At 60.6% G+C, this 26,582-nt stretch carries 23 protein-coding genes; 4 read left to right on the top strand and 19 right to left on the bottom strand.

Annotated features, from left to right (window positions below):
• Positions 1–63 precede the first annotated feature (63 nt).
• Together dnaN and FYJ44_RS10895 are read right to left on the bottom strand one after the other, a co-directional pair.
• Positions 64–1,218 carry a DNA polymerase III subunit beta gene (dnaN, locus tag FYJ44_RS10900; RefSeq protein ID WP_154512016.1) on the bottom strand — a complete coding sequence of 385 codons (1,155 nt, stop codon included), beginning with the start codon at positions 1,216–1,218 and terminating at the stop codon, positions 64–66.
• A gap of 146 nt (positions 1,219–1,364) precedes the next feature.
• Positions 1,365–2,693: a helix-turn-helix domain-containing protein gene (locus tag FYJ44_RS10895; protein WP_154512014.1), complete on the bottom strand. Its 1,329-nt coding sequence runs from the start codon at positions 2,691–2,693 to the stop codon at positions 1,365–1,367.
• Between the two features lie 273 nt (positions 2,694–2,966).
• Here FYJ44_RS10895 and FYJ44_RS10890 point away from each other — a divergent pair, with 273 nt between their 5' ends.
• From FYJ44_RS10890 to FYJ44_RS10880, 3 genes are all read left to right on the top strand, one after another.
• Positions 2,967–4,583, top strand: a complete 1,617-nt coding sequence (locus tag FYJ44_RS10890) for a M23 family metallopeptidase (protein WP_195841015.1) — start codon at positions 2,967–2,969, stop codon at positions 4,581–4,583.
• Between the two features lie 177 nt (positions 4,584–4,760).
• Positions 4,761–4,985, top strand: coding sequence for a hypothetical protein (locus FYJ44_RS10885; RefSeq protein ID WP_154512012.1), 225 nt, complete (start codon positions 4,761–4,763; stop codon positions 4,983–4,985).
• A gap of 219 nt (positions 4,986–5,204) precedes the next feature.
• A complete protein-coding gene (locus FYJ44_RS10880; RefSeq protein ID WP_195841014.1) occupies positions 5,205–6,743 on the top strand; it encodes a sensor domain-containing diguanylate cyclase in 1,539 nt (512 codons plus the stop codon).
• Positions 6,744–6,768: 25 nt separating this feature from the next.
• Here the strand turns inward: FYJ44_RS10880 and larB are convergent, their stop codons facing one another.
• Positions 6,769–7,587: a nickel pincer cofactor biosynthesis protein LarB gene (gene larB / locus FYJ44_RS10875; protein ID WP_154512008.1), complete on the bottom strand. Its 819-nt coding sequence runs from the start codon at positions 7,585–7,587 to the stop codon at positions 6,769–6,771.
• A gap of 109 nt (positions 7,588–7,696) precedes the next feature.
• Here larB and FYJ44_RS10870 point away from each other — a divergent pair, with 109 nt between their 5' ends.
• Positions 7,697–9,178, top strand: coding sequence for a sigma-54-dependent transcriptional regulator (locus FYJ44_RS10870; protein WP_154512006.1), 1,482 nt, complete (start codon positions 7,697–7,699; stop codon positions 9,176–9,178).
• Positions 9,179–9,222: 44 nt separating this feature from the next.
• Here the strand turns inward: FYJ44_RS10870 and FYJ44_RS10865 are convergent, their stop codons facing one another.
• The 16 genes from FYJ44_RS10865 to FYJ44_RS10795 all read right to left on the bottom strand — a co-directional run bounded on the left by FYJ44_RS10865 (position 9,223) and on the right by FYJ44_RS10795 (position 26,579).
• Positions 9,223–9,903 (bottom strand): RraA family protein, encoded by a 681-nt coding sequence (locus FYJ44_RS10865; RefSeq protein ID WP_154512106.1) that lies wholly within the window; start codon positions 9,901–9,903, stop codon positions 9,223–9,225.
• Positions 9,904–10,076: 173 nt separating this feature from the next.
• Positions 10,077–11,237: a UxaA family hydrolase gene (locus FYJ44_RS10860; protein ID WP_154512004.1), complete on the bottom strand. Its 1,161-nt coding sequence runs from the start codon at positions 11,235–11,237 to the stop codon at positions 10,077–10,079.
• Positions 11,238–11,240: 3 nt separating this feature from the next.
• Positions 11,241–11,525, bottom strand: coding sequence for a UxaA family hydrolase (locus tag FYJ44_RS10855; protein ID WP_154512002.1), 285 nt, complete (start codon positions 11,523–11,525; stop codon positions 11,241–11,243).
• A gap of 91 nt (positions 11,526–11,616) precedes the next feature.
• Entirely contained in the window at positions 11,617–12,210 is a 594-nt protein-coding gene (locus FYJ44_RS10850; protein ID WP_154512000.1) for a FumA C-terminus/TtdB family hydratase beta subunit, read from the bottom strand.
• A gap of 10 nt (positions 12,211–12,220) precedes the next feature.
• On the bottom strand, positions 12,221–13,102 hold the full coding sequence (locus tag FYJ44_RS10845; protein WP_154511998.1) for a fumarate hydratase: 882 nt from the start codon (positions 13,100–13,102) through the stop codon (positions 12,221–12,223).
• 13 nt (positions 13,103–13,115) lie between these two features.
• A complete protein-coding gene (locus tag FYJ44_RS10840; RefSeq protein ID WP_154511996.1) occupies positions 13,116–14,576 on the bottom strand; it encodes a cytochrome b N-terminal domain-containing protein in 1,461 nt (486 codons plus the stop codon).
• On the bottom strand, positions 14,576–15,913 hold the full coding sequence (locus FYJ44_RS10835; RefSeq protein ID WP_154511994.1) for a 2Fe-2S iron-sulfur cluster-binding protein: 1,338 nt from the start codon (positions 15,911–15,913) through the stop codon (positions 14,576–14,578). The genes FYJ44_RS10840 and FYJ44_RS10835 overlap by 1 nt, the downstream gene beginning before the upstream one ends.
• Positions 15,914–15,925: 12 nt before the next feature.
• Complete coding sequence (locus FYJ44_RS10830) at positions 15,926–16,267, bottom strand: succinate dehydrogenase/fumarate reductase transmembrane subunit (protein ID WP_229772669.1); 342 nt, start codon at positions 16,265–16,267, stop codon at positions 15,926–15,928.
• Between the two features lie 26 nt (positions 16,268–16,293).
• Positions 16,294–18,021, bottom strand: a complete 1,728-nt coding sequence (locus FYJ44_RS10825; protein WP_154511992.1) for an L-aspartate oxidase — start codon at positions 18,019–18,021, stop codon at positions 16,294–16,296.
• Between the two features lie 345 nt (positions 18,022–18,366).
• Entirely contained in the window at positions 18,367–19,668 is a 1,302-nt protein-coding gene (locus FYJ44_RS10820) for a TRAP transporter large permease (protein ID WP_154511990.1), read from the bottom strand.
• Positions 19,665–20,171, bottom strand: a complete 507-nt coding sequence (locus tag FYJ44_RS10815) for a TRAP transporter small permease (protein WP_154511988.1) — start codon at positions 20,169–20,171, stop codon at positions 19,665–19,667. The genes FYJ44_RS10820 and FYJ44_RS10815 overlap by 4 nt, the downstream gene beginning before the upstream one ends.
• Before the next feature lie 67 nt (positions 20,172–20,238).
• Positions 20,239–21,249, bottom strand: a complete 1,011-nt coding sequence (locus FYJ44_RS10810) for a TRAP transporter substrate-binding protein (RefSeq protein WP_154511986.1) — start codon at positions 21,247–21,249, stop codon at positions 20,239–20,241.
• Between the two features lie 63 nt (positions 21,250–21,312).
• Positions 21,313–22,230, bottom strand: a complete 918-nt coding sequence (locus FYJ44_RS10805; protein WP_326833683.1) for an NAD(P)-binding domain-containing protein — start codon at positions 22,228–22,230, stop codon at positions 21,313–21,315.
• A 20-nt stretch (positions 22,231–22,250) separates the two neighbouring features.
• Positions 22,251–24,887 (bottom strand): molybdopterin-dependent oxidoreductase, encoded by a 2,637-nt coding sequence (locus FYJ44_RS10800; RefSeq protein WP_320860758.1) that lies wholly within the window; start codon positions 24,885–24,887, stop codon positions 22,251–22,253.
• 13 nt (positions 24,888–24,900) lie between these two features.
• Entirely contained in the window at positions 24,901–25,110 is a 210-nt protein-coding gene (locus FYJ44_RS14755; RefSeq protein WP_229772668.1) for a 2Fe-2S iron-sulfur cluster-binding protein, read from the bottom strand.
• A gap of 125 nt (positions 25,111–25,235) precedes the next feature.
• Positions 25,236–26,579, bottom strand: a complete 1,344-nt coding sequence (locus FYJ44_RS10795) for an SLC13 family permease (protein WP_154511982.1) — start codon at positions 26,577–26,579, stop codon at positions 25,236–25,238.
• Between the last annotated feature and the right edge of the window lie 3 nt (positions 26,580–26,582).

The following is a 26,582-nucleotide window of genomic DNA, read 5'->3' as shown; positions in this document are numbered from 1 at the left end:
GTTGCTGTATGCTCTGTCGAGACGTTCCGGGACCGTTTCCGAACAGTCTTTCGGAAACGGTCCTTACACGTCCTCTTCGCTGTAATAGGTGGTTTCGGAAACCTTCATGGGCATGATGATCACCGTGTAGTCCGGATCTTCCGCGCCCCGGATGCCGCACGGCCCTTCCGTGCCTGTGAGCAGCATGTCGATCTTGCCGGAAACAAAATGCCCGAGCACGTCCAGCAGATTGCGGGTGGGGAAGGCGATGCGCGAAATGTCGCCCCTATAGGTCACCTCCAGGCTTTCCGAAGCCGAGCCCACGTCCTGGCCCTGGGCGGACAGCCGGGCCTCGTTTTCGGAAAGATCCATATAGGTGCAGCGGTCGCTCTCGGTATTGAAAATCAGAATGCGGCCCAAGGCGTCCATGCCTTCCTTGCGGTCCAGGGTCATGGCGCTGACGCCTTCGTCCGCGAGTTTGGACATGAAAATGTTGTAATCCGGATATTCGTAGGCCGCGCGGGGCAGACTGAGGGTTTCGGCTCCGTCCAGACTGCGCAGGTAAAGACGCTTGTCCGTAATATTAAGTTCGATTTCGTCCACGCCCAGCCATTTTTTGATGTCCTGAAGATATTTTTTCTGGATCAGCATGCCTTCGGCGGGCAGACGCGCGGCCAGTTCGTCATGGGTGAAGGAAACCAGGGCGAATTGATGGCCATTGAGGCCGCAGACGTCGATATGGCCGTTTTCGCCGGGCTTCATGCACAGGCAGGCGATGGCGTCCATGGCGTCGTCGTCGCTGATGCAGAAGCCTACCTTGTCCAGCACGTCCTGCAAAAAGTCGCCGGACCAGGTCACCGCGTTCTCGGCCGGAAATTCCGAAAAATTCTGGAACCATTCGGAACCGCTCACCGGCAGTTTGTAAACGCGGCGTCCCTGCTCCAGCAGCAGATTGCCGGAAGCTTCGTCCAGCGTGAGGTTGAGCACGCCCGTGGGCAACTGGCGCACCAGATCCACAAAGGCCCGGCCCTGCACGCCGATGAGGCCCGGCTGGCTGGTCTCCGCAGGATAGCGGCCCGTAAATTCAATGTTGGCGTCCGTGGACATGACCGCGAGACTGCCCTCGTCGGCCTTGAGCCAGATGGAACGCAGATAGGCAGCGCCGGCCTTGGCCGGGATGATGGCCGCGGCTTTCTGCAGGCCTTCAATGATCTGCTCTTTGTTTACAGTAAGTTTCATATTTTTTCCTTGATATTATTAATGTCTGTTTCTTTGTGCCTAACTCTCAAAACATGCTGGAATATTTTATTTTTTTATGGCCAATGTTAGGAAGATGCGGGGAACGGCGCGCACACGACGGCTTTTTTGGGGGCCATGGGCCGTGCTCAGAGGGCCGTTGTTTCCAATTGCGTCACCAGGCGTTGCACATCTTTGTTACTAATCAGCAATTTCTTAATCTTTTTAATAGCATGAATGACCGTGCTATGGTCTCTTCCGCCAAAGGCCCGGCCCAGTTCCGGGTAGGACAGCCCCAGTTTCTGGCGGCAGAGGTACATGGCGACCTGCCGGGCCAGGACCAGATCCGGACGGCGTCTGGCGCCCAGAATGTCCTCGGGCCGCAGATTGAGCCCGCGGGCCACTTCATTCAGTATTTCGCGGCAGCCCGGCGGTCTTTCCGCCCCGCCGGTGCGCACGATGTTTTCCAGATCCGCCGGGGTCAGGCTTCTGCCGTGAACAGCGGCAAAGGCCTCCACTTTCAGCAACAGACCCTGAAGCAGGCGGAACTGGGCGCAACGCTGGGCCAGGTACAAAAGCTGTTCGCGCCCCAGGTTCAGTCGCCGTTCCTTGCTGAGCGTCTGCAGATAACGCAGGCGCACGTCCAGGTCCGGTTCCAGCAGTTCCACCACCAGGCCGCTTTCCAGGCGGGAGCGCAGGCGCTCATCCAGGTCTTTAAGAGCCTGGGCCGGTCCGGCGTGGGCGAAAATCATCTGGCGCGGTCCGCCGTGATCCGGGGAGGCCGTGAAAGACCTGCCGTCACGGGGACAGGCGTCCATGCAGACGATCAGTTTTTGCTGCCAGGCGCTCTGGTCGGCCAGATCCTGCATGTCGTCCAGCACGAGCGCGTCGCACTGTTCCCAGAAAAGTTCCGGGCGGCGCGTCCAGGAAGTGTTCTCCGCGCAGAAGCGCGCGGCGTTCTGGCAGATGACGCGCGCGTTGCGGCGTGTGAACGTCGCGGCCAGAGCCCGCAGCAGATGCGTTTTGCCCGTGCCGCTACGCCCGCAGAGCAGAAAAGGATTGTAGGCCTCGCCGATGGCGCTGGCGGCTATTTCTCTGGCGGCGGCCAGCGGAAAAGCGTTTTTGGCGTTGCTGATAAACGCGGCGAAACTGTCTTCCGCGTTACGGACGCCCGTTTCATGAACTGTTCCGCTTTTTGCGCCCGCGCTGTCACGGAGGGCTTCCGGCGCGGCGGGGCGCGCTGTCGCGCCGCCTTGTTCATAAACCACGCGTGGCGGGACTTTGTCCGTGAAATGGCGGTGGAGCGCGGCTTCAAAAGCGCGGCGTTTATGGCGTGAAAACCAGGCGGCGAAATACGTATGGGGAAAAACAACCCGCAACGTATCGTCTTCCTGATGCAGGGTCAGGCCCTCGAACCAGGTTTCCGTTTCCTGTCCGCCTTCCTGACTCAGTATGTGCCGCAGTTCATTTTTCAGCATGGAGTCCCATGTCGCGGGCGCTGACGCGCCGTCCTGTGGATAAGCTACCGGACCGTGCGCCGCAGGGCGCGGATAAAGTTCCCCGTACTTCTCCGCCTCAATGGAAACAAGGTGGATATGTAGCATAAAAACTTTGCTGAAACAAGTCTTGTCCGCGAGACGGGCGCGGCCTGTGGATATCTGTGGACAACGCGCCGAAGGGCGGTTACCGTGCCGTCCGCCAAACTGGACAAGGGCCTGAGGGCCGGATATAGTAATTCAATGGGGTTGCCGATGAAACGACTCTGGCTGGTGGGAATTTTTCTGATTTTGCTGGTAATGGGCGTGCTGGTGCAGCATGCCGGCAGAACCGGTTTTACGCCCGCTGAAAAGCCGGAACAGCAGCAAAATGCCGCGGCGGAGCCTGAAGCGTCAGGACCGCCGGACTCCTCGCTTTCTGCACTTCCGGATGTTCCGCCGGCGTTGCCTCAAGCCTCCGCTTCCGCTGAAGCCGGGCGCGCGCCGGAGGCCGTAGCCGTCGAAGATTACGCCGGGGTTCGCCTTCCGCAGCCTGTGCCAGGTTCCTCCACTGACGCGTCCGGCACGGTTTCCGGCAACAGTGCGCCTCAGCCTGCTCTGACGCCGGACACGCCTTTGGTTTTTCCCTCTCCGGACCAACCCGCCACGACCGCAAGCACAGAGGAACAGGCCGACGGGACGGCTTCCGGCGAGGAAGTGGTCAAAGGTACTGTGGAAAAAGGCGACACCATCAGCAAAATCCTGGAAGGGACGGGTAGCGAAGGCATCTATCAGTACATCAGCGCGGCCCGGCAGGTTTTTTCCATGCGCTCCTTCCGTGAGGGCCAGCCTTACGCCATCGTCACGGATACGGCTTCGGGCCGGGTCAAGCGCTTTGAGTATGAAATCGACAACCGCCGCCGCCTGGTGGTGGAAGGCGTCGAGGAACCGGTGGCCAGGGTGGAGGCCATTGAGTACGTCACCCTGCTCGGCACGGTGGAAGCCACCATCAGCGACAATCTCTTCCAGGCGGTGGCCGATGTGGGCGAAAGCCCGCAGATGGCCCTGCAACTGGCCGAACTTTTCGGGGCGGAAATCAACTTTATCCGCGATCTGCAGGAAGGCGACAGCTTTTCCGTGCTGGTGGAAAAACGCTACCGCGAAGGGGAATACAAGGGCTACGGCCGTATTCTTGCCGCGCATTTCACCAATAAGGGCAAGACCTTCGAGGCCTATCTTTTCCGCGATGGCTCGGAGAGGGCGCAGTATTACAACCGCAAGGGCGAAAATCTGCGTAAAACCCTTTTGCAGGCTCCCTTGGCCTTCACCCGCGTGACCTCCCGCTTCACGTCGAGCCGCAAGCACCCCATTCTGGGCTACAGCCGCCCGCATATGGGCGTGGACTACGGCGCGCCCACCGGCACGCCGGTCAAGGCCGTGGGTGAGGGCACTGTTACCAAACGCGGCTGGGCCGGCGGCTACGGCAACCAGATTATCGTCAAGCATGTGGCCGGGCTGGAATCCATGTATTCCCACCTTTCCGGCTATGCCCGGGGGCTGCGTCAGGGTCAGCGCGTGCGTCAGGGCCAGGTCATCGGTTTCGTGGGCAGCACGGGTCTGGCCACCGGGCCGCATCTGGATTTCCGCCTGCGCCAGAACGGCAATTTCATCAATCCCACCAAGGCCATCAACCCGCGCGGCGCGCCGGTTTCCGCCAAACGTCGGGCCGCGTTTGAAAAAACCGTGGCCGAGGAACTGGCCTATCTGCAAGGGCGGCGTCCTCTGGCCGGATACACGGTGGACAGCGTGGTGCCGGAGCATCCCGTGCTCACGGACAATACGCCGGATACGGAGCAGGAAAAAAAGCCCGCCCGCAAAAAACGGCGGGGTTAGACAATTTCAATGAGAGAGCGGTCGCCAGCCACGAAGGCCTGAGAATAAGTTATTTGCGCTGTTGAGCGCTGAAGTGGGCGTCTTTAACGTTTAAGAATATAACCTGCTGAAAGTAATCTGCTCCAAGACCTGTCCGTGTGGCCGGACCGTTTCAGGGAAGAAACGGAGGAGGGCCGGATGATTTTTTTTGATCCCATCACCGGGATTGCGCCCGTGGTGCAGGACACGCCGCCGGGCGACGCCCTGGTAATTTCCTACATGCCGTCCGAATTCATCGACGGCACGGCCGCTGTGGCGCAACTGACCGACGCGGCCAGCGCCGTTTCCTTCATGCAGAATCAGTGGCGGGCCGTGGCGGAAAATATGCGGGATATGGGCAATGTGGTCAGCGCGTATGGTTAGAGCGGTTCACGCATAAAATGCGTCAACCGCTCCTCTGTAACGGCTTAGAGTCAGGCGTATATTGAATGAAGCTGCGCGCCGCTCTGCACAAAAATGTCTCTCCGGAGGCATTTTTTATTTTTGACGGGAGAAAACATAAAGAGTATTTTTTATCAAATAGCGTCAATAAGTGGATTTGCAATTTTAAAAATCTTTTGACCGTTCAAAAATACTATGGATATGAAATTCAGAGATAAAAATCAGGCTGTATTCCTGGGAATACGCGTTGGGTTTATTTTTCTGATTACAGTAATTATTATTATTTTTGCGGCATATTATACCTTATCTCAAAATTTTCAGACCCTTCTGGCTAATTATACAATTAAACTTGTGCAGGCGATGGTGGCGCAAGGTGTGGACAGGGTTGAGTCCGAATTGGCAATAGGACGCAAGGAAGCAGCAATGTCCGCCGCTTTTTTTGATACGGCCGGGACCCCGATTCCATTTTTCCCCGGACCGGATACAGTGCGCATGGTGTACGTTACGCAAACGCAAACCATCGCTTCTGATGGCCGAAAGCAAGTTATAAACGACCGCCCGGATATCCGTGCCGCCTTTGGCGGAAAAATCGCCGTTTATGGGCCGTATTTCAATGAGCGCCATGAATTTGTGATCTGCTATTCCGCGCCGGTGATACGCAATGGAAAAATCAGGGGCGCGCTGAGTATAGAAAAAAACGGTTATACGTTCTGCAGGCTGATTGAAAGTATCCGCTTCATCAATACGGGAGAATCCTATATTATCAATGCGGAGGGTACGGATATAGCGGTCAGTGACCCGCGACATATGGAATGGGTCACTTCACAATATAATGCAAAAAAAATACTCAGCGGGCAAGAGGATGCGGTAACGCGTTCCATTCTGGAACTGGAGCAAAAAGGCCTTGACGGCGAAAAGGGAATTGGAACGTATTTTTGGAAAAACGGCTTGGTCTATGTGATCTATGAACCGATTCCATCCGTAGGATGGGTGTTGTTCGGCGGTTTACGGGAAGAAGAACTTGCCGCCATGACGCAATCCGTTTTTTTTACGTCCATCTCCGGGGGGCCCACGTTAAAAATTTGCCTTGCCGTGGTGCTTCTGCTCACGGTATTGATTATCTACTGGATTATTTCCAGTATGAAAAAAAGCGCTGAAATCAATAAAAAACTGGAAATCATCGCCAATCATGACGCTCTCACCGGTTTGCTGAACCGCCGTTTCATTGAAACCGGTCTGGCCGAAGTCTGGAAGTACCCTGTCAGAGCCTCCGGGCAGGCGGCGCTTTTCATGCTCGATATTGATAACTTCAAAAAATATAATGACTTTTATGGACATCTGAAAGGTGATGACTGCCTGCGCCAGATAGCCGCTACGCTTAAAAAAGCTTTTGATGGCTATAACAGCTATGTCATACGCTATGGCGGCGAAGAATTTATTGCTGTCGTCTTTTTGGTTGAACGCAAGCTTACTTTGGAATTGGGCGATAAGATTTGCCGCATGGTGGAGAATGAAGCATTGCCGAACGCTGACGGCGGTGTGGTGACAGTCAGCGTCGGCATGTGTCATATGCCAAGTACGGTTGACGTTTCCCTCACTGAATGTATTCAGATTGCCGATAAGGCTTTATATGAGGCTAAAAAAGGCGGGAAAAACAGGGCCGTGATGTTGGATGTCCCGCAACAGGCTCACGACGCTGCTCCATTACAAGAGTTTTTCGGTTCCACAACAATTAGTTAAAACCATTTGTGCTTCAGGCTGCGTATCAGCACGGGCAGTTTGAATCGTTTTGTTGCGGCTGGTACCGTTTTTTACTTTTTTCCAGCAGCTTGGCCGCGAAGGCCGCCGCGCCGAATCCGTTGTCGATATTGAGCACAGCCACGCCGGGCACGCAGGTGCAGAGCATGGTGGAAAGGGCCGCGAAGCCGTGCGTGCCCACGCCGTAGCCCACGGAGGTGGGCACGGCCAGCACCGGTGCGGGTGTGAGGCCCGCCAGAACGCCGGGCAGGGCCCCTTCCATGCCGGCCACGGCAATAATTACCCTGGCGCTGTGCAGAGCCTCCAGATGCGGGCTCAGGCGGTGCAGTCCGGCTACGCCCACATCCGTGACGCAGCCGCAGTCGCAGCCCCAGAATGACAGCGTGCCGAAGGCCTCCAGAGCCACGGCCATGTCCGCCGCGCCGGCGGAAACCACCAGAGCGTCGCCCTTTGCGGGCCAGGGCGGGGTCATTCGCTGTTGCAGATTTTCCGGACCGCCCAGAGAAAACAGGCGGGCTTCGGGCCAGTGCAGGCCCGTCGGGAAACGTCCGCTCAAAAGTCCGGCCTGTTCCGGCGCGACGCGGCTGACCAGCACCGGCCCGTGCCGGGAAAGGCCTTCCACGGCGGCCAGCAGAACCGCCTCGCTCTTGCCCTGAGCGAAAACCACTTCTCCCAGACCGGCGCGCAGTTCACGCTGCGGGTCCAGGTTCAGGCCGTGCAGGGTATCTCTGGCGGTTGAGAAACTCAATTGATTCAAGGCCTTGTCAGGATCAAGACCGCCCGCGGCCACCTGGGCCAGAATATCTCGAATGACGCTTTTTTGCATGGCGCATGTATACGCCAGGCCATGTCCATTGTCAGCTTTTTTCCAGTAATCAGGCCGTTTTCAGGCCATGCTGTTGCATTGTGGAACGCGACACGATACAAAAAAGTCCATGTCGACCCGCCGCCTCCTCTTTCTTGCTCCGGCCCAGGCCATTACCGCTATTTTCCCGTCCTTGCGGGATGCCGGTTATGAACTGGGCATTGCCGAAAACCTCAAAGGGGCCTCGGTATTCATCCGCAAGTCCGGTCCCGGCGTGATTTTCGCGCGGCCCGCCCTACCCGGTTTCCGGGTGGAGGATCTCCTGGCCGTGAGCGCGGAGGATCCCAATTTTCCGCCGGTCATCGTCACCACTGACAAAGGCAGCCCGGAAGAAGCGGAACGCCTGCTCGGCCTGGGCGCGCGCGACTACTGGCTGGAGCCCCTGGATGTGGAGCGGATCATGGCCGTGGCCCGCGAACCGCGCAAGGCAGCGCCCGTGCCGCCTTCCAGCACGTTGGGCGGGCACAGGCCGCAGTATGCCGAGGGCCAGGGCGGCCCGCGCATCGTGGGGCGGCATCCGGCCATCGCCAGAGTGCTGCAGCTGGCCCGGCAGGTGGCGGCCTCCAAAGCCACGGTACTGATTACCGGCGAATCGGGCACGGGCAAGGAAATGTTCGCCCGCTACCTGCACGCCATGAGCAAACGGGCGCGCGGGCCTTTTGTGGCCGTGAACTGCGCGGCCCTGCCCGAACATCTGCTGGAAAGCGAATTGTTCGGCCATGAAAAGGGGGCTTTCACCGGGGCCATCGCCCGCAAGCTGGGCAAATTTGAACTGGCTACGGGCGGCACCCTGCTGCTGGACGAAATTTCAGAAATGGACATGGCCCTGCAGGCCAAATTGCTGCGCGTGCTTCAGGAAGGCGAGATTGACCGGGTGGGCGGCGCGGAAACCGTGCGGGTGGACGTGCGCGTGCTGGCCACCACCAACCGCGATCTGGAAGACTGGGTCAAACAGGGCAAATTCCGTCAGGATCTGTATTTCCGGCTCAATGTCATACCCCTGCGCCTGCCTTCCCTGCGCGAGCGCGGCGACGACGTACTGGAACTGGCCCGTTTTTTCGTGGACATGTATGTGCGCGAGTACAAGCTGCCGCCCGTGGCCCTCGGCGATGCCGCGGTGGCCTGGCTGAAACAGTATGATTTTCCCGGCAATGTGCGCGAATTGCAGAATCTCATGGAGCGCGCCGTGCTTTTGGCCAACGGCCGCCCGGTGGAGCCCTGCCATTTTCTGCTGGAAAACGAAGCCTGGCCTCTGTTTGAGGAAGACATTCCGGATGCCGGGGGAGAGGACTCCGGCGATGCTGCCGTAGCCGCTACGAGCGCCGCTTCGGGCCAGGCGCCGCCTGCGGGCGGGGCGACGCCGGAGGCGGCTACGGGGCAGTTCGCCGGGCCCGTGATTCCGCTGCATGAAATGGAGCGGATCATGATCATCAAGGGCCTGGAAGCCACTTCCGGCAACCGCACCCAGGCCGCCGAACTGCTAGGCATTTCCGTGCGCACCCTGCGCAACAAGCTCAACGAATACCGTTCCCTCGGCCTTCCTGTGGATTGACGGGCCGACGGTTCGCCCTTTGTCTTTGTCGGGCCGGAAGTCTGTCAGTCAAGAATGGCGCAGGAGCTGGCCGCCAGCTTTTCATACAGCCAGTTGAAATTCAATTTGCCGGTTTTTCCGATGGCCGCGAGTTTGCGCAGGCCCTCGTCCCTGAGGGCGCGGGCCCGCTCCGCCACGGCTTCGGCCTCGTCCCGGCTTATGGCCACAAGGCCGTCGCCGTCGCCCACCAGAATATCGCCCGGCCGGATGACCGCGTTGCCCATGGCGATAGGCGCATTGATCTCGCCGCAGCCGTCCTTGTAGGGACCGTTGGGAGAAACGGCGCGGGCGTAGACCGGAAAATCCATGGCCCGCAGGGCGTCCGCGTCCCGCACGGCCCCGTCCACCACAAAACCGGCCAGACCCCGCTTGCGGGCCAGAGCGGCCATGATCTCGCCGCATACGGCGCGGTCCTCGTAGGCGTCGCAGGCCACGGCCAGCACGTCGCCGGGGAGGGCGTTGTCCACGGCGTAATAGAGCAGCAGATTTTCACCGGCGGGCAGATTGACCGTATAGGCCGTGCCCAGCAGGCGCGCCGCGCCCAGGGGCTTGATGGCCGAGGGCAGGGCTGCGTTGCGGCCCAGGGCGTCGCAGATGTCGGCCACGGCCAGATCCCCGAAAAGTTCCGGCAGGGAAAAGGACGGTCGTTCACTGTGCGGCAGGATTCTGTAACGTATAGTGCTCATGGCCGCCCTCCGGCGGATGGCGATGTGTGGGGTCCCCGGCGGGCAGGGCATGCCCGCCGGGGCATCCCCGCGCCGTGGACAAGAGGGCGCGGGGATGTCCTTGGCCGCCGCGCCGCGCGTGGTTTGCGCTCGGGACATGGGAGGGCGCGGCGCGACGGCTTCTGGAATGTGCGTCAGGCGCTTTCGTACAGGCGCGTCATGACGAATTCGCGATGACCCAGAGCTTCGGCGCTGGTATTGCGGCCGTTGCAGGTGCGGATCATCATGTCCAGCAGTTTGTCGCCCGCCGCGTTCAGGTCATATTCACGCTGAAGCAGGCCGGTCACGTCCACGTCGATGTGTTCGCTCATGGTGCGCACGGTGCGCGGATTGGCCGACAGTTTGATGACCGGCAGAATGGGATTGCCGATGACGTTGCCCTGGCCTGTGGGGAAGAAGTGGACCACAAAGCCGGAGGCCGCCGCCAGAGTGACCATTTCCGCCGCGGCGGACGAGGAATCCATGAACCAGAGGCCCGGCCCGGTGGGGCTTTCGGCCTTGTCCAGGCAGCCCGTCACCGGCGCTTTGCGGCCGATTTTCTGGATGTTGCCCAGGGCCTTTTCCTCAATGGTGGTCAGCCCGCCCTCGATATTGCCCTTGGTGGGCTGGGAGTCGCAGAGGTCGTTGGTTTTGTGGTCGTCCACCACCTTGGCGTAGCGGTCGAAAAAGTACATGAACTTTTTCTTCACGTCCTCGTTGATGCAGCGCGCGGCCACCAGATGCTCGCCGCCGGTGATTTCCGTGGTTTCGCCGAACAGGGTGGTGGCCCCGGCTTCCCAGAGTTTGTCAAAGGCGTTGCCCACCGTGGGATTGGAGGCGATGCCCGAGGTGGTGTCCGATTCGCCGCACTTGGTGGAGACCCAGAGTTCCTTGATGTCGCATTCCACGCGCTGGTAATCGGTGACCTGCTGGAGGAATTCCTTGGCCTTGCGGGAAGCCGCGGCAATGGTGTTCAGGTCGCCGTTTTTTTCAATGGAGAATCCGGCCACGGGTTTGCCGGTTTTGGCGATGCCGTCCACGATCTGCTGCGTCCAGACCGGCTCGATGCCGATGACCACCACGGCGGCCACATTGGGGTTGCAGCCCGCGCCGATCAGGGTTCTGAAATGCAGGTCCAGATCTTCGCCGAACTGCAGGCGGCCGTAATGGTGCGGCAGGGCCAGAGTGCCCTTGATGTTGTTGGCCACCGCCTGGCAGGCCGCGTTGGACAGATCGTCCAGAGGCAGCAGAATGACGTGGTTGCGGATGCCCACACGGCCGTTTTCTCTTCTGTAACCCCAGAATTTCCTATTCATGTTCTACCACCTCTTGGTTTTGACGTTGTGCACATGCAGGTGTTCGCCCTGTTTGATGGGCTGCACCACCTTGCCGATGTCCGTGCCGTATTTGATGACCGTGTCGTTGACTGCGAAATTGTGCAGGGCCACCTTATGGCCGATGGGGATGTCGTCCAGGATCTTGAAGGTGATCAACTCGTCCTCCTGCATGATCCAGCCGGTGCATTCCTGCCCCTTTTTCAGGCCTTCCACGACCACAACGCCCACGCCGTCGCCTTTTTCGTGAACAACAAAATCAACGCCCATATGTCCTCCAAAAAGGTTGCGCATGCTCCGGCCGATACGCATGCCGCTGTTCGGGAGATATCCGCCCTGGCCGGCGGGCATGGATCTCTGCCTACAACACGCCGAGTTTGGCGTATATGCCGGGCAGTTTTTCCTTGATGCTTTCATTGACCCGCTCGTAGAGATGCACGCCGTGGCTGTCCATGGCCACGGTCAGTGGTCCGAAGTTTTTCACCCGGAAGCGGTAAAGGGCTTCGGGATGCAGCTCTTCGAAATAGACCTGCTCCACCTCTTCAATCTGTTCGGTTTCCAGGGCCGCCGCGCCGCCCACAATGGCCAGGTACACGGCGCCGTATTTTTTCATGGCCTCCAGGCTGTCCTGATACAGGCCGCCCTTGCCGATGATGGCCCGCACCCCGTACCGGCCGATGAGTCCGGGCGTGAAGCGCTCCATGCGCGTGCTGGTGGTGGTGCCCACGCAGATTTTCTCCCACTTGTCGCCGTTCTTGCGCAGGCTGGGCGCGGTGTGGATGCAGGGCATGCCCGCCAGGCTCACCGGCGGGGGATTGTTGTGGTCGAAAATATGGATCTGGGTCAGATCGCGGATGCCGAACAGCGGACCGTCAAAGTAGACGATGTCCCCGGCGTGCAGGCTCCGGATGACCTCTTCGGAAAAAGGCGACGCGAGATGGTGGATTTTGCTCATGGCTGCCTCCTTAATATCCGTAGGCCACTTCGCCGGCGGGCGTGATGACGGCGCGGGCCCGGCGCGCGGGCCAGCACTGGGTGTTCACGGCCACGGGGTTCTGGGTGATGTGGGTGTAGGCGCTCTCGATGTGCACGGCCAGACAGGACACGTCGCCGCCCAGACCCATGGGGCCGCGCCCCGTGGCGTTGATGGCCTCTTCCAGCTCCTCTTCCATTTCGGCCAGCATGGGGTCGGGGTTGCGCTGGCCCACGGGCCGGGCGATGGCGTCTTTGGCCAGTTTCATGACCAGGTCGGCGGTGCCGCCCAGACCCACGCCGATGATGCCCGGAGGGCAGGGATTGGCGCCGCTTTCAATGACCGCGTCCAGAATGAATTTCTTCACGGCCTTGATGCCGTGCTGCGGGTAGAACATTTTCATCTGGCTCATGTTCTCCGAGCCGGAGCCCTTGGGAACCATCAGAATGTCCAGATTCGCGCTGTCCCCGTCAAAGTCGAAGTAGGTCACGGGCAGGCCGGGCCCTACCGAGGTCTGGGGATTGACCCGGGTGATGGTGTGGGTGGAGCTGCTGCGGAAGGGGAATTCCTGCGTGGCGCGCTTGGCCCCTTCATAGAGGGCGGCCTTGATTTTCGCGCCGTTCCAGGCGTAGGCCGAACCGATGCGCACCTTGTAGATGGGCAGGCCCGTGTCCTGGCAGAGCAGGGTCTTCTTGCTGTCCGCGATTTCAATGGCCTTGAACATGGCCTCGAAAACGCTGCGGGCAGCGGGCTTGGTTTCCCTGTCATAGGCCTTTTTCAGGGCCGCGCGCACGTCGGGCGGCAGGTCGCAGAGCGCCTTGATGTAGCATTGCTTGGCCGCTTCTTCCACGATGGCGTAATCAAAGGTATCCATACAGAGTTCCTCCTTAGGAGCCGGACGCGGCAGCCGCGTCGGCGTCCGGTTGCTGCGCGTGCCCGGTCTGCCCGGATTTTTTCGTCCCGAGAATTTCGCTGACCGGCTTCGCCACGGGCTTCACGCCCCTGAAATCCAGGGATAGCAGGAAGGCCGCCATGTCCTTGAGCTGTTCGGGCGTCAGGTCATAGGCCGGCATGGTGGACGAAGAGTAGACCTTGAGCGGATTTTTGATGTAGTCCGCCAGATACTGTTCGCTTCTGCCTTTTCTGACCATGTTGCTCATGTCCGGCCCGGTGCGGTGGCCGCCCTTGCCCATGATGTTGTGGCAGTAGGAGCATTCGCGCTCCGCATAGAGGAACATGCCGCGCCGGGCCTGTTCGCTCATGGGCTTGTCCGGCAGCGTCAGGAACTTGTTGTAGGGAGCGGCCTCGGAGTAGGCCATGAGCGTGAGATAGACGATGCAGACCATAAAGGTGACGGCCACGGCCAGGGACACGGGCCTGTTGCCCACGCCCTTGAGCCTGCTTTCGCTGAAAAAGGGCACGCCGAAGAGCATGACGAGGCCGCCGCCGAAAAGAAAGAGGCTGCCGATCATCTCCCAGGAGCCGGTGAAGTAGGTCAGCAGCTGGAAGAGCCACATATAGTACCACTCGGGCCGGGGCAGATAGTCGGGAATGAAGGTGCCGGCCCTGGCTTCCATATGCGGCGGCGCGTAGTGGGCCAGCAGCAGCAGACCCGCGAAGACGAGGCCGAAGGCCAGGGTGGTGCGGTTGATATGCTCGGGGTAGAAGCGGTAGGGCTTGCCGTCGGAAGGCGGCAGAATCTCGCCTGCCAGGCGCTCGCGCGGGTCCGAGATGTTGTGGATGCGAATCAGATAGATGTGCACGGCCATGAGCAGCAGCAGACAGGCGGGCAGAATCAGGGTATGCACGGAATAGAAGCGTGAGAGCGTGAAGCCAGAGATGTCGTTGCCGCCCAGAATGAAGCGGGTGATGTAATTGCCCACGCCGGGGTACTGGTTGGGAATGTTGGCCCCGACCACCGTGGCCCAGTAGGCTTTCATGTCCCAGGGCAGCAGATAGCCGGTGAAGCCCAGGCCCAGGGTGACCAGAAAGAGGCAGACGCCGGTGAGCCAGGTAAGCTGGCGCGGCTTGGCGTAGGAGCCGTGCATATAGGTCACCATCAGATGACAGAAGACCAGAAAGACCATCAGGCCCGCGCCCCAGTGGTGCAGCCCGCGCAGGATATTGCCCAGGGGCACGTCATTGCTGATGTATTGCACGGAATCCCAGGCCTTGTCCGGCGACGGCACATAATAGAAGGCCAGAATCATGCCGGTCACCACCAGGACAATGAAGGTCAGCGCGCAGAGCGTGCCCAGCACGGCGCTCCAGCCGGTGCGGTCCGGCAGCCTTTTGTACAGGAAGGGCTTGAGATGCTTGTCCCAGCCGATGTCGTTCCGGAAGCTCATTAGACTACCTCCACCTTAAGAATGCCGTTTTCCAGCTTCCAGGGCAGCCGAGGCAGAGGCGACGGCGGCGGACCGGCGATGACCTTGCCGTCCCGGTCGAACGCTCCGCCATGGCAGGCGCACTTGAAGCGCCGGGAAAGCTCGTCCCAGCTCACGGCGCAGCCCAGATGCGGGCAACTGCTGCTGAAACAGATGAAATCCTGTTCCGAATCGCGGCGCACCAGCACGGGCACTTCCTTTTCCTCGGAGTGGAAAGCCTGACTGCGTTTGTAATGCAGGGTCACGCTGGTGATGCCGCCCACCGGGAAGTCCTTTTCCGGCCCGGCGTTCACCCATTGGCTGGGCTGATTTCCCAGCGTGGGGCCCACGGCGCTGACGCCCAGCACCGCGCCCAGAGAAACCACGATGCCCGCGCCCACCAGGCCGCCGGCGCCCTTGAGGAAGGAACGGCGGGAGGCGTCGGACGCGTAGCAGGCGCAGGGCCGTGTGTTTTCAGCGGTACGGCCGCTCCGCGCTTCCGCTGCCGTTTCCACCTGGCCCGCCGGGGCCGGAGCGCTTTTTTCCGCCGCTTCTTGCCCGGCCAGCTCGGCGGGATGGGGCGGCAGGGGCTTGACGGCCTTGAGGTTTTTCAGGGCCAGGCGCTGGATGTACTTGATGGCCCGCGTGCCGCTGATGGATTTGGGACAGACTTCCGTGCAGTTGAATTCGGTGCGGCAGTTGTAGCAGCTGTCCAGGGCCTTGGTCAGGCGGGCCTCGAAGAGCGCGTCGCGTTCGTCGGCCAGCAGGGTGAAGGCGCGGTTCAGGGCCGCCGGGCCGCAATAGCCCTCGTGGCTGTCCACCATGGTGCAGCTCGACACGCAGCAGCCGCAGGCGATGCAGTCCGTGGCCATGCCGATGTCCACACGGTTCTGGTCGTCCGGCTTGATGACGTAGGGCTCGTCGCGTTTTTCCCTGGGCTCGAAGAAGGGCAGGGCGTCTTCGTACTTGGCGAAAAACGGTCCCATGTCCACCACCAGATCCTTGATGACGGGAAAATGGTTCAGGGGCCGCAGGGTGATGTCCTGCCCGGCGGGCAGGTCGCAGACGTTGGTTTTGCAGGCCAGGCCCTCGCGCCCGTTGATGACCATGCCGCAGGAGCCGCACATGTTCACGCGGCAGGCGAAACGGAAGGCGATGCTCGGATCCTGTTCTTTCTGAATGCGCAGCAGCACGTCCAGAATGGTGGTGGTGTCGGGATCGGGTATATCCAGAGTGTAGCTCAGGAAACTCCCTTCCCCGCCCTTTTCCGGGTCATAGCGGAATATCCTTACTGTGCGCGTATTGCTTGAAGATTGCATGGCGTCCTCCGTTTAATAGATGGCGAACCATGCGATCAGCGCGGCGGTAAGCCCCAGGCCCAGCGTCCAGGGCACCAGGCGGCGCGCGGAACATATCTTGGCGAGGTTGAAGTCCAGCAGGATGACGCGGATGCCCAGCGAGGCGTGCAGGGTTACGGCCAGCAGCAGAAGAAACTGGACATAGGGCTTGTAGGTGAAGCAGAGGTGCAGGATCAGCAGCAGCACGATAAAGACGGCGCTGACGCGTTGCAGCAGCCAGGCCCACATGCCCACATGCGCGCGCCCGCGCCGGTACGGATCGATTTCTCCCCATTGCATGGGTTTTCTGTAGTCAAGTTCGGGCGTATTCATCATTTCCCCCATTGTTTGCGTGTGGAACCTTATTTTTTGTGCTTCTGACAGGCCTCAAGCGACTTGTGCCTGAAGACCACTTCCCGCTTTTCAAAGACCGGCAGGCCGTCCTCGCCGCGCCACATGAAGGTGTTGAACAGGCCGTAGTCGTCGCGCTGCCCGGGGAAATCCTCGCGGGTGTGCGCGCCTCTGGTTTCCTGGCGCTGCAGCGCGGAAGTGGCGGCCATGACGGAAACGTCGATCATGTTCAGGGTGTCCAGATGGGTGTTGAACTGCATGTTGTAGGCCTGTCGCCCGCTCACGCTGGCCCGCTCCACATCCCGGCGCAGTCCGGCGAAGTCGGTGAGAGCCTCTTCCAGGGCGGATTCCTTGCGCACCACGCCCACCTTGACCCAGTTGGTCTCCTGAATTTCACGGCGGTTGTCGAAGGGCGAGGGGCCGCCCCTGCGGCTGAGCGGTTCGCTGATGCGGGCCATGGCTTCCTTGGCCATGCCCGGCGCGCTGTCCTTGATGCGGCGGTTTTCCGGCCTGGAGAGATAGGCGGCGATGGACTTGCCGGCCAGACGGCCGTAGACGCAGGATTCGCCGATGCCGTTGCCGCCCAGGCGGTTGGCCCCGTGCACGCCGCCGGCGTCCTCGCCGGCCACGAAGAGCTTGTCCAGAGAGGCCCGGCAGTCCACGCCGATGGCCGCCCCGCCCATGAAGAAGTGGGCCGAGGGCGACACGGGCACCATGCCGTGGGCCAGATCATATTTGAACTGGGCGCAACGCTCGGCCATGCCGGGGAAGCTTTTGAGCACGAAGTCCGCGCCGAGGTGGGCCGCGTCAATGCGCACACCGCCTTCGGGACAGGCGCGCCCGGCCATCATTTCCAGGTAGGCGGAACGACTGACCACGTCGCGCGTGGCGCGTTCGGCCACGTCCGGCGCGTATTTGAGCATGTAGCGCTCGCCCTCGCCGTTGTAGAGGTGGGCTCCCGCGCCGCGCAGGCCTTCTTCCAGCAGAGCCCCGGCCACCACGCTGCCGGGAATGATCAGGCCCGTGGGATGGAACTGGATCATTTCCATGTCGCGCATCAGCGCGCCCGCCCGGTACAGCATGGCGATGCCGTCCGCGGATTTTTCCGGGCCGGGGGCGTGGAAGCGGTACTGGGTGGGGCCGCCGCCCGTGGCCACCAGAGTGGCCGCGGCCTCCACGGTGACGAATGCGCCGCTGCGCATATTGTAGAGCAGCGCGCCGGTGACCGTGTTTCCCTCGGCGTCCAGCAGCAGTTCCACGGCGCGGGTTTCTTCCAGCACCGGAATCCGGCGCTTGAAGATCTGTTCCGTGGTGCGGCTGATGATTTCGATGCCCGTCAGGTCGCCTTTGTGCACCGTGCGGTCGAAACACTGCCCGGCAAAGGCTTTCTGATGGATGTGCCCGTCCGGGCGGCGGTCGAAAAAGCAGCCGCAGACGGTTTCCAGTTCCTTGACCGTGGGCGTGGCCTGTTCCACCAGAGCCAGGGCCAGATCCTGATCATTGATGTACTGGCCGCCCTTGAGCGTATCCATGAGGTGTTTTTCATGGGAATCGCCGGGGTCAAGCACCACATTGAAGCCGCCCTGAACCATGCGGCTGCATCCGCCCTTGCCTTTCAGCGCCTTGGTGGCGATGAGGATGTTCAGGTCCGGGTCTGCGTCATGAGCGTAAATGGCGGCCAGTTGCGCCGCCGCGCCCATGCCCAGCACCAGCAAATCCACTTTGTAGTCCGCATTCATAAGATTTACCCCTGTAAAACATTGCGGCAGCTGCGTTGCCTTGAATCAGCAAAGATGGTGCCAGCTTAATTTTTTTATGTAACACATTGATTTTTTGCAGTTTTGTCTTTGATGCTCCCCCCTTGCCCCAGGCGGCTGCCCAAATAAGGACGATTTGCTGCCCGCATCCGGGCGAAAAAGCCCGCATGGCCGTCAGGGCAGGAAGGGCCGGACGCGTGGAATGACCGGCAGGGAAAGAGCGAAGACCGCGAACCGCCGGGGCATGCCCCGGCGGTTCGTGTGAAGCTGGGGGGCATGAAGCCGGCGGCGTTCACGGCAATGCCCCGGATGAGACGCGCGCTTTTTCTAGCCCCCATAGCCCATGACGCGGGGCAGCCATGTGCATACGCCGGGGAAAAAGGTAAAAATCAGAATGCACACGGTCAGGCAGAGCAGATAGGGAAGCACGGCAATAGAGTTCTGTTCCACCGTGATTCCCGCCAGGCGTGAGGATATGAACAGGTTGACGCCCAATGGCGGCGTCAGCATGGCCACATTGTTGGTGACCACCAGAATGATTCCGAAATGGATGAGATCTATGCCGAGCGTATTGATCATGGGCAGCAGCACCGGCACAAGGATGATGATGGTGGACAGGGTTTCCATGAACATGCCCAGAAAATACAGTACGGCGATAATCATCAGCAGCACTGTTTCCGGCGTGTCGGAAATCTGCAGCACGAGCCGGGCCAGTTGTTGCGGCGCTTCCTCATACGTCAGGATTTTTCCGAACAGGGTGGACACCCCGACGATCAGCAGGACGGTGCCGCAAAACATGGCCCCTTCCAGCAGGGAATCGTAAATATGCCTCCATGAAAGGGCCTTGTTGATGCATACGCCCACGAACAGCGCCCAGAAGATGGCGATGACCGAGGCTTCCACGGGCGTGGCCATGCCGGAATAGATGGAGCCCAGAATGATGACGGGAGTGGCCAAGGCGAAACCGGACCTGCCGCAGGCCGTCAGAAACGTCCGCAGATGGAAAGGCGGCGTATCCTTGTCGCCCTGAAAGCCGTGTTTTCTGGCCAGCAGATACGCGGTCAGGCACATGCTGAAAGCCACGATGAAGCCCGGTATGAAACCTGCGGTGAACATGCCCGTCACGGAGACGTTGCACAGAATGGCATAAATGATCATGGGATTGCTGGGCGGGATGAGAATGCCGATGGTGCCGCCGGAAGAGGTGGTGGCGGCCGCGTAGTTCTTTGAATAGCCGGAGCGGATCATGGCCGGAATCATCAGCGTGCCCACAGCGGCCACTGTGCCCGGTCCGGAACCCGAAATGGCCGCGAAAAACGTGCAGGCCATAATCGTGGTGATGCCCAGACCACCGTGCAGACGGCCCACCATCTGCTTGGTCACGTCGATGATCTGTTTGGTGATGTTGCCGTATTCCATCAGCATGCCCGCCACCACAAAGCAGGGTATGGCCAGAAGCGGGAAGAGGTTGACGCCGTCAAACAGGGAGTTCGGCACCACGGACAACGGCAGGGCGCCGTCCATCGCCAGAAGCGCCGCTATGGCGGCGATGGCCAGAGACATGAAGATGGGCATGCCCAGTATGAACAGAATGACCAGCACCAGCATGCAGACAGCGAGAGCGCTCATGACGTCACCTCGTCCCGTACCAGTTCGAGGAGCGTGCCTCTGTGGATATTGCGGCAATACTGCTCCACAATGCGCCACGGCGTGAGGAAAAAGCAGAAAGGAATGATGGCTTCGACCCAGGCTTTGACAATGCCCAGCGTCGGCGACATTTCAGGAAATTCAAGGCCTTCCCGGAGTAATTCCAGGCCGTGAAAAGCGATGTACAGCGAAAAGGCGATCCAAAGGGCGTCCGTGCCCATCCTGACAAGCAGCCGCGCTTTCAGCGGCAGGAGCAGCAGGGCGGCTGTGATGCGCACATGGGCAAGCCGTTTGGCGGCCAGGGACATGCCCAAAAATACGGCCCAGATAAAACTGTAGCGCGAAAGTTCCTCCGACCAGGACAGACCGCCGCCCACGGCCGCGCGGAAAACGATCTGCAAGGCGAGGCAGACGATCATCAGCGCCACGGCGGCCACACAGCAGTATTCCTCAAAATTGTCGTAGAGTTTTTTCACTATCCTCATGCGCTCCTCCTTGGACAAAGGCCCCCGGCGCGACAGCTTTGGACCGCATGCGCCGGGGGCTTCTTTTTTACTTCGTCTTCATCACGGCAAGCGCCTCATCCACCACCGCCTTGCCTCCGACCTTATCGTAGAAGCGTTCCCAGGTGCCGCGGGCGGCCTGAAGCCACTTCTCCTCGTCTTCAAGCTTGCTGAGCTGCATGCCGTGGGAGAGCAGTTCGTTCCGCGCGACGATTTCCTGCTCCGCGGCCCAGCTCCATTCGTGCTTTTGCGCCTCAAGGGCGGCCTTTTTGATCAGAGCCCTGGTGGCGTCATCCAGCTTTCTGTACCAAGTCTCACTGACCAGAAGCGGGGCCACAAAGAAGGTATAGTGGAGCTCGGTTATGTATTTCTGAACTTCCCAGAACTTCTGGTCCCGGATCACGGTATAGGAGTTGTCCTGTCCGTCCACCACGCCCTGCTGCAAGCCGTTGAAGGTTTCCGTCCAGGCCAGGGGATGCGGTTCCACTCCCCAGGATTTGTAGGATTCCAATTGTACTTCCACGGGGGGGACACGTATCTTCAGGCCCTGCAAATCGGCCATTTGGGTGACCGGCTTCCTGGAGTTGGTCAGATGCCGGTAGCCGTCCACAAACCAGGCCACCGGCCTGACCCGGCTCTGTGCGGCGATGGCGTCGGCCATTTTGGACATGAATGCGTCGTTGGAGAAAAGCCTGAGCGCCTCTTCCGTCGTGGGAAAGATATAGGGCATGACAAACAGTGTGGACGCTGGCGCGAAGGGGGTCAGGTTGCCGCCTGCCAGACAGGCCACCTGGATCTCTGCGTTGCGCAGCTGTTTGACGTTGGCCTGCTCGTCTCCCATGGAGCCGCCATAAAATGTCTGGACGCGAATGGCGCCGCCGGACTCTTTTTCCACGACCTCCTTGAATTTTTCGATGCCCGTGACGTGAAGGCTGCCCAAAGGGTTGGCTGTGGCGGCCCGAATGGTCATTTTTTTATATTCGGCCGCGGACGCGCTGGTGACGCAGCACAGCACGGCCAAAGCGACGACGGTCAGCAATATTCTTTTCAGCGGCATCATCACGTTCTCCTGATGAAGGTTACGGTTATTTCCGCTTCACGTTGCAAAGGTCAGTTCCTGAGGCTACTGCGCCTGTGAGAGCTGCCGGACGACCTCCAGCATGGCGGTCCAGTCCTTACGGCCGTATCCCCGGGCGCGCGCCAGAGAATAGGCCTGACGCGCCGCGCCGCCGGTAAACAGGGGCACGTTTTTCGTATCCGCCACCTCAATGGCCAGGCCCAGATCCTTGTTGGCCAGATCAAGCATGAAGGAAGCGCTGATATCGCCCTTGAACACCTTGCCGGGGTAGGTGGCGTTGATATGTCCCCTGCCCGCGGGAGTGCCGCGCAGCACTTCCAGGAGGCGGTCGCGCTCAAGTCCCAAGGCCTCTCCCAGGGTCAGGGCTTCGGCGGTCAGGACGTTGAGCGTGATGCTCATGTAGTTGTTGACGATTTTTGTGGCGATGCCGCTCCCCAGGGGGCCGCAATGCAGAATGGTGTCGCCCATGCACTCAAGGCAGGGCCTGACGAGGGCCAGATCTTTTTCTTCGCCGCCCACCATGAATAGCAGCTTTCCCAGCAAGGCTTCCGCGCCGGTGCGACCCACGGGCGCGTCCATGACGCGCATGCCCTCGGCCCGCAGGCGCGCTCCCACCCGCAGCGTGACTTCCGGCAGAATGGTGCTGCAATCCACAAAAAGGGCGCCTTTGGCCATGCTGCCGACGATTTTTTCGACCGCCTGTTCCACATGCGGGCCGTTGGGGAGCATCGTGAACACGATGTCCGCGCCTTTCGCCGCTGCGGCCATATCGGAGCAGGGAACGCCGCCCGCCTTTTCAAAACGCTCCAGCGCCTCCGGGGCAATGTCGTAACCCTGTACGCTGAAGCCCTTTTTTATGAGATTCGCAGACATGGCCCCGCCCATTGTGCCCAAGCCGATGAAACCGATTTTCATAGCCGTTCTCCTCAATAGTTGATGACCCTTGCTGACATCAGCGTGCATACAATCCGGCCAGAGCCGCATCAGGCGTGTTTTCCCCCATCGGAGTCGGATTGTGATCCGGCCGCCCACCATTGGGGATGGGCTTTCAAGTACTCCAGCCGCTCATACAGGTCGCAGCCCAGTTCCCAGCGCGGCTGGGCGTAGGGCCTGCCCGCCGCTTTCGCCTCAAGCGCGGCCTTGACCTTCTCCGGCGTGGCCGGAAGCGTCGTGATCCGGATCCCGGCGGCGTTGGCGATGGCGTTCAGAATGGAGACGTGCCCGCAGCTCTGAAAACCTTCGGCGCAGCCGGTGGAACCATGGGGGCCGTTAGCGCGGGGCGTTTCGTGGAAGATGACCGTGATGTTGTCCGGCACGTCGTTGCAGCGCGTGATGCCGGCCCCGCGCATGGAGGCGTGCTTCTTCATGTCGTCATACCGTTCGCTCAGCGCGTAGCCCACCGAATGCGCGTAACTGCCCCAGGCCTGGCCGAGCGCGCCTTCGAAACTGCCGACTTTGCCCACATCCGCGACGATGGTTGTCGCAAGCACCCGCGTTTTGCCGGTGGCAACGTCCACTTCGACTTCGGACATGAACAGCACGTAACTCTGCGCCACGGCGCCGTAGCCATGGCCCGTATCGGGGTCAATATCTCCCCAGTTGGAGGATTCTTCGCCACGATATTTGGTGGGAATGCCTTCGTCCCGCATTTCCCGCCAGGTGCGGAAAGTTCCGTCCGGCTTGCGCATGGCTTCCAGCAGTTTTGCCGCGGCGTTGATGGTGGCGTTGCCCACCACATGGTGCGACCGGCTTCCCGAAGCGGGCCCGCTGTCCGGGCAGGTGGCGGTATCGTTGCGAACGAGGCGTATCTGCCCTGGGTCCAGGTGAAGTTCACGCAGGGCTTCATGCACATGCACGACGCTGCCGGTATCCGCGCCTTGTCCCACATCCGCCCAGGTGCTGTAATGCGTGATCGAACCGTCCTCGTTCAGTTCAAGATCAATGAGGCATTTGTCCGGAACCTTGGAGACGTGGTATCCCCCCCAGGAAATGCCGACCCCGCGGCGCTTTTCCGGGGTGTCTTCCCTTTTGGCGCGCGCTACGGCCTCCTGATAGCGGGGGCGCATGATATCCATCATCCCGCGCATGGGATATTCGCGGTACGGGACGGAAGTCGTGCATAAATCGCCTTCAACGGCCACGTTCCGGTAGCGCAGTTCAAAGGGATCCATGCCGAGTTTTTCCGCCAGCATATCCACAAGCTGCTCGCTGCCTGTGTAGGTTTGGGGAGAGCCGAACGCGCGGTAGGCTGTTCCGAAGTTGTTGTTGGTGAAAGCCGTTCGGACCAGGCCGCGAATGTTGGGCACGGCATAGGGATAGCCCCAGAAGCGGCAGACCTTGTTCGTGAGATTGCCGGCCATTTCGCTGTACGCTCCATGATCCAGCCCGACGAGGTAGTCCAGCGCGATGAACCTGCCGTTCGCGTCGCAGGCCAGGCGGGCGTTGGCGTGGATGGGAGAGCGTTTGCCGGTGGTATGTTGTTGCTCCTCGTAGCTCATGACCAGAGAGACAGGGGCGTCGAGGGCCAGGGCGCAGGCCGCGATCAGCGCCGGATTGCCCGCCGACATGCTGAAGCCGAAGCTCGCGCCCGCCGGGTTCATGATGATTCTGATCTTTTCTTTGGGCAGGCCGACGGCATCGGCCATCTGTCCGATGATTCCGTATACGAATTGGGCTTTGCACTGGATGGCCACGCCGCCGTCCTGCGGATAGGCCTGAAGCACATCCGGCTCAATGGGCATGTGCGGCTGGCGGGTGGTGCTGAAGCTTCCCTCCGCCACATGGGCCGCGCCGGCGAAGAGGTCGCGCGTGTCGTCGCCCTTGTACACGGGCTGTTCAATGTAGATATTGGGATATTGCGCGAACAGCCGGGGGGCGTCTTTTCGGGCCGCTTCCATGAACGTCATGCAGGCCGGCAGCATTTCGTAATCCACAACAACCTTTTCCGCCGCCGCGCGGGCCTGTTCGCGGCTGTGGGCGGCGACGACGGCGACGATATCGCCGTGGCGTCGGACGATGTCATCGCAGATCACCGGACGGTCCCGTCCGTCGCAGGCGCTGTGGACCGCTCCCTGGGGAACGCAGAAGCGGTTGGTTCCCTTGACGTCCTTTGCCGTAATGACTCTCACCACGCCCGGCATGCGCACGGCTTCATCCATATGGATGGCCTTTATCCTGCCATGCGGGATTTTCGCCATGACCACCGCCAGATGGAGCGTCCCGGCGGGCATTTTTTCAGCCACGTCCGCCCCGTAGTCACAGGTTCCGAGCACCCGGGTCAACGCCGTCGGCTTGGGGAAATACGTTCCGTAAAGACGTCCGTCCCCGGGCATGTCGACGTTGAGGTCATCCGGGCTCTTTTCGCCGCGCATGACTTCGGCGGCGGCCATGACAGCATCCACGATCGGCTTGTAGCCGGTGCAGCGGCAGATGTTGTTGTGCTCCGTGAACCAGTCGCGCACGTCCTGCCGGGAGGGCTTCGGGTTTTCATGCAGCAGGGCCTTGGCCGACATGATGAAGCCGGGCGAGCAGAAGCCGCACTGCACGCCGGCGTGAGTCGTGAAGGCCTTTTGCAACGGATGAAGATGGTCCGCATTGCCGAGCCCTTCAATGGTTTCCACTTTGGAGTATTCTTTAGACGTTTTTCATTTTTTTCGTGCAGGAGCGCACGGCCTTCCCGTCCAGCAAAAGCGTGCAGGAGCCGCACTGCCCCGCGCCGCATCCGACTTTCGTCCCGGTCAGTCCGAGACGGCGCACGGCATCGGCCAAAGAATCCTTCTCGGGGTCGCACACGACTTCCCGATCAATTCCGTTGATGTTCAGGATTCTTCTTTGAATCGACATACCTCCTCCTTTTTGCATCCCCGGCCATTTGAATGTGGTTACGATCCGGCGCATGGCGTCTTTTGCGCGCCGATCAGAGATACAGGGCGGCTGACGTTAAAGAGATGGGGCAACGCGCGGGGTGTTCACGGCAGGAACGGCCAGACGCGCGGAATGATCAGCAGAGAAAGGGCAAAAGCCACGATCTGCCAGAAAAATCCGTAACGCACGTAATCCAAGAACGTGTAGTTGCCGGGCCGCAGCACCAGAGTGTTGGAGGGCGTGGCGATGGGCGTCATGAAGCAGGCGGCGGCGCTCATGGCGATGCCCATGACGAAAGGCAGGGGGCTCAAATGCGCGCCCAGGGCTATGGGTATGACCAGGGGCACCATGATGGCCGTGGTGGCCGTGTTGGACATGATGTTGGTCAGTACGGCGGTCACCAGCATAAGGGTGCAGAAGAGAACATAGGGATCGGACACATGGCTGACGACAAAGTCGGCAATCAGCGTGGCCGCGCCGGATTTGTTCATGGCGAAGCTCATGGACAGCATGCCCGCGAAGAGCCAGACAGTGGTCCAGTCGATGCCGGCCTGGGCCTGCTTCAGGGTCATGCAGCGGGTCAGGATGCAGAGCATGGCTCCCAGCATGGCGGCGGAGGTCAGCGGCACCAGGCCCGTGGCCATACAGATGATGACGAGAAAGTAGATGCCGCCCGCGATCCACATGTGCACGCCGCCGTCGGGAACCTCCACATCCTTGAGTTCGGCCACGTCCTCGCGGGCCGGCGGAATCAGAAAACGGGGGAACAGCGCGAAAAGAACCGCGCTGATCAGGGTCAGGGGCAGGCCGTACCAGGCGAATTCAAAAAAAGCGAACTGGCCGTATTCCGGCGCCATTTTGGCCAGGATGCCGTTGGCCACCATGCTCGGCGCCTGACCCACCAGCGAGATGCAGCCGCCGAAGCTGGCCGCGTAGGCTGTGGGCAGCAAGATGCGCGAAGGCGAGAGGTGCGCCTTGCGGGCGATGGAAATGATCATGGGCAGGGTGATGGCCGTGACGCCGGCATTGTTCAGAAAGGCCGACATGAAGGCGATGAGAAGAATGGCGAAGACCAGAAGGCGGGTTTCGCTGTGCCCCGCCTTGCTGATGATCATGGTCGCCACGCGCTGGGCGAAGCCCGTGGCGAAGGTGGCCTCGCCCAGCATGAACAGGCCCACAATGGTCAGGATGCTGGTGTCGCCGAAACTGACCCAGGCTTCCTTGACCGTGATGACGCCCAGGGTCGAAAGCGCGCAGGGCACCAGGATGGAGGTCACGGCCAGGGGGATCCATTCCGTGAAAAAAAGCACCGCGGCCGCCAAAAGTACGCCGAAAACAATATAGACATGGGGCATGTTGACGGCTTGCGGCGGCGAAACGGCGGCGAAAGCCGTCGCGGGCAACAGAAACACGGCAATGGTGGACAAAAACACAGCTATTCTTTTCATGAG

Origin of the sequence: Desulfovibrio porci (assembly GCF_009696265.1) — a bacterium.
Taxonomy (GTDB): domain Bacteria; phylum Desulfobacterota; class Desulfovibrionia; order Desulfovibrionales; family Desulfovibrionaceae; genus Desulfovibrio; species Desulfovibrio porci.
Note: the sequence above shows the minus strand (reverse complement) of the source record. Positions and strands in the feature narration are given on the sequence as shown.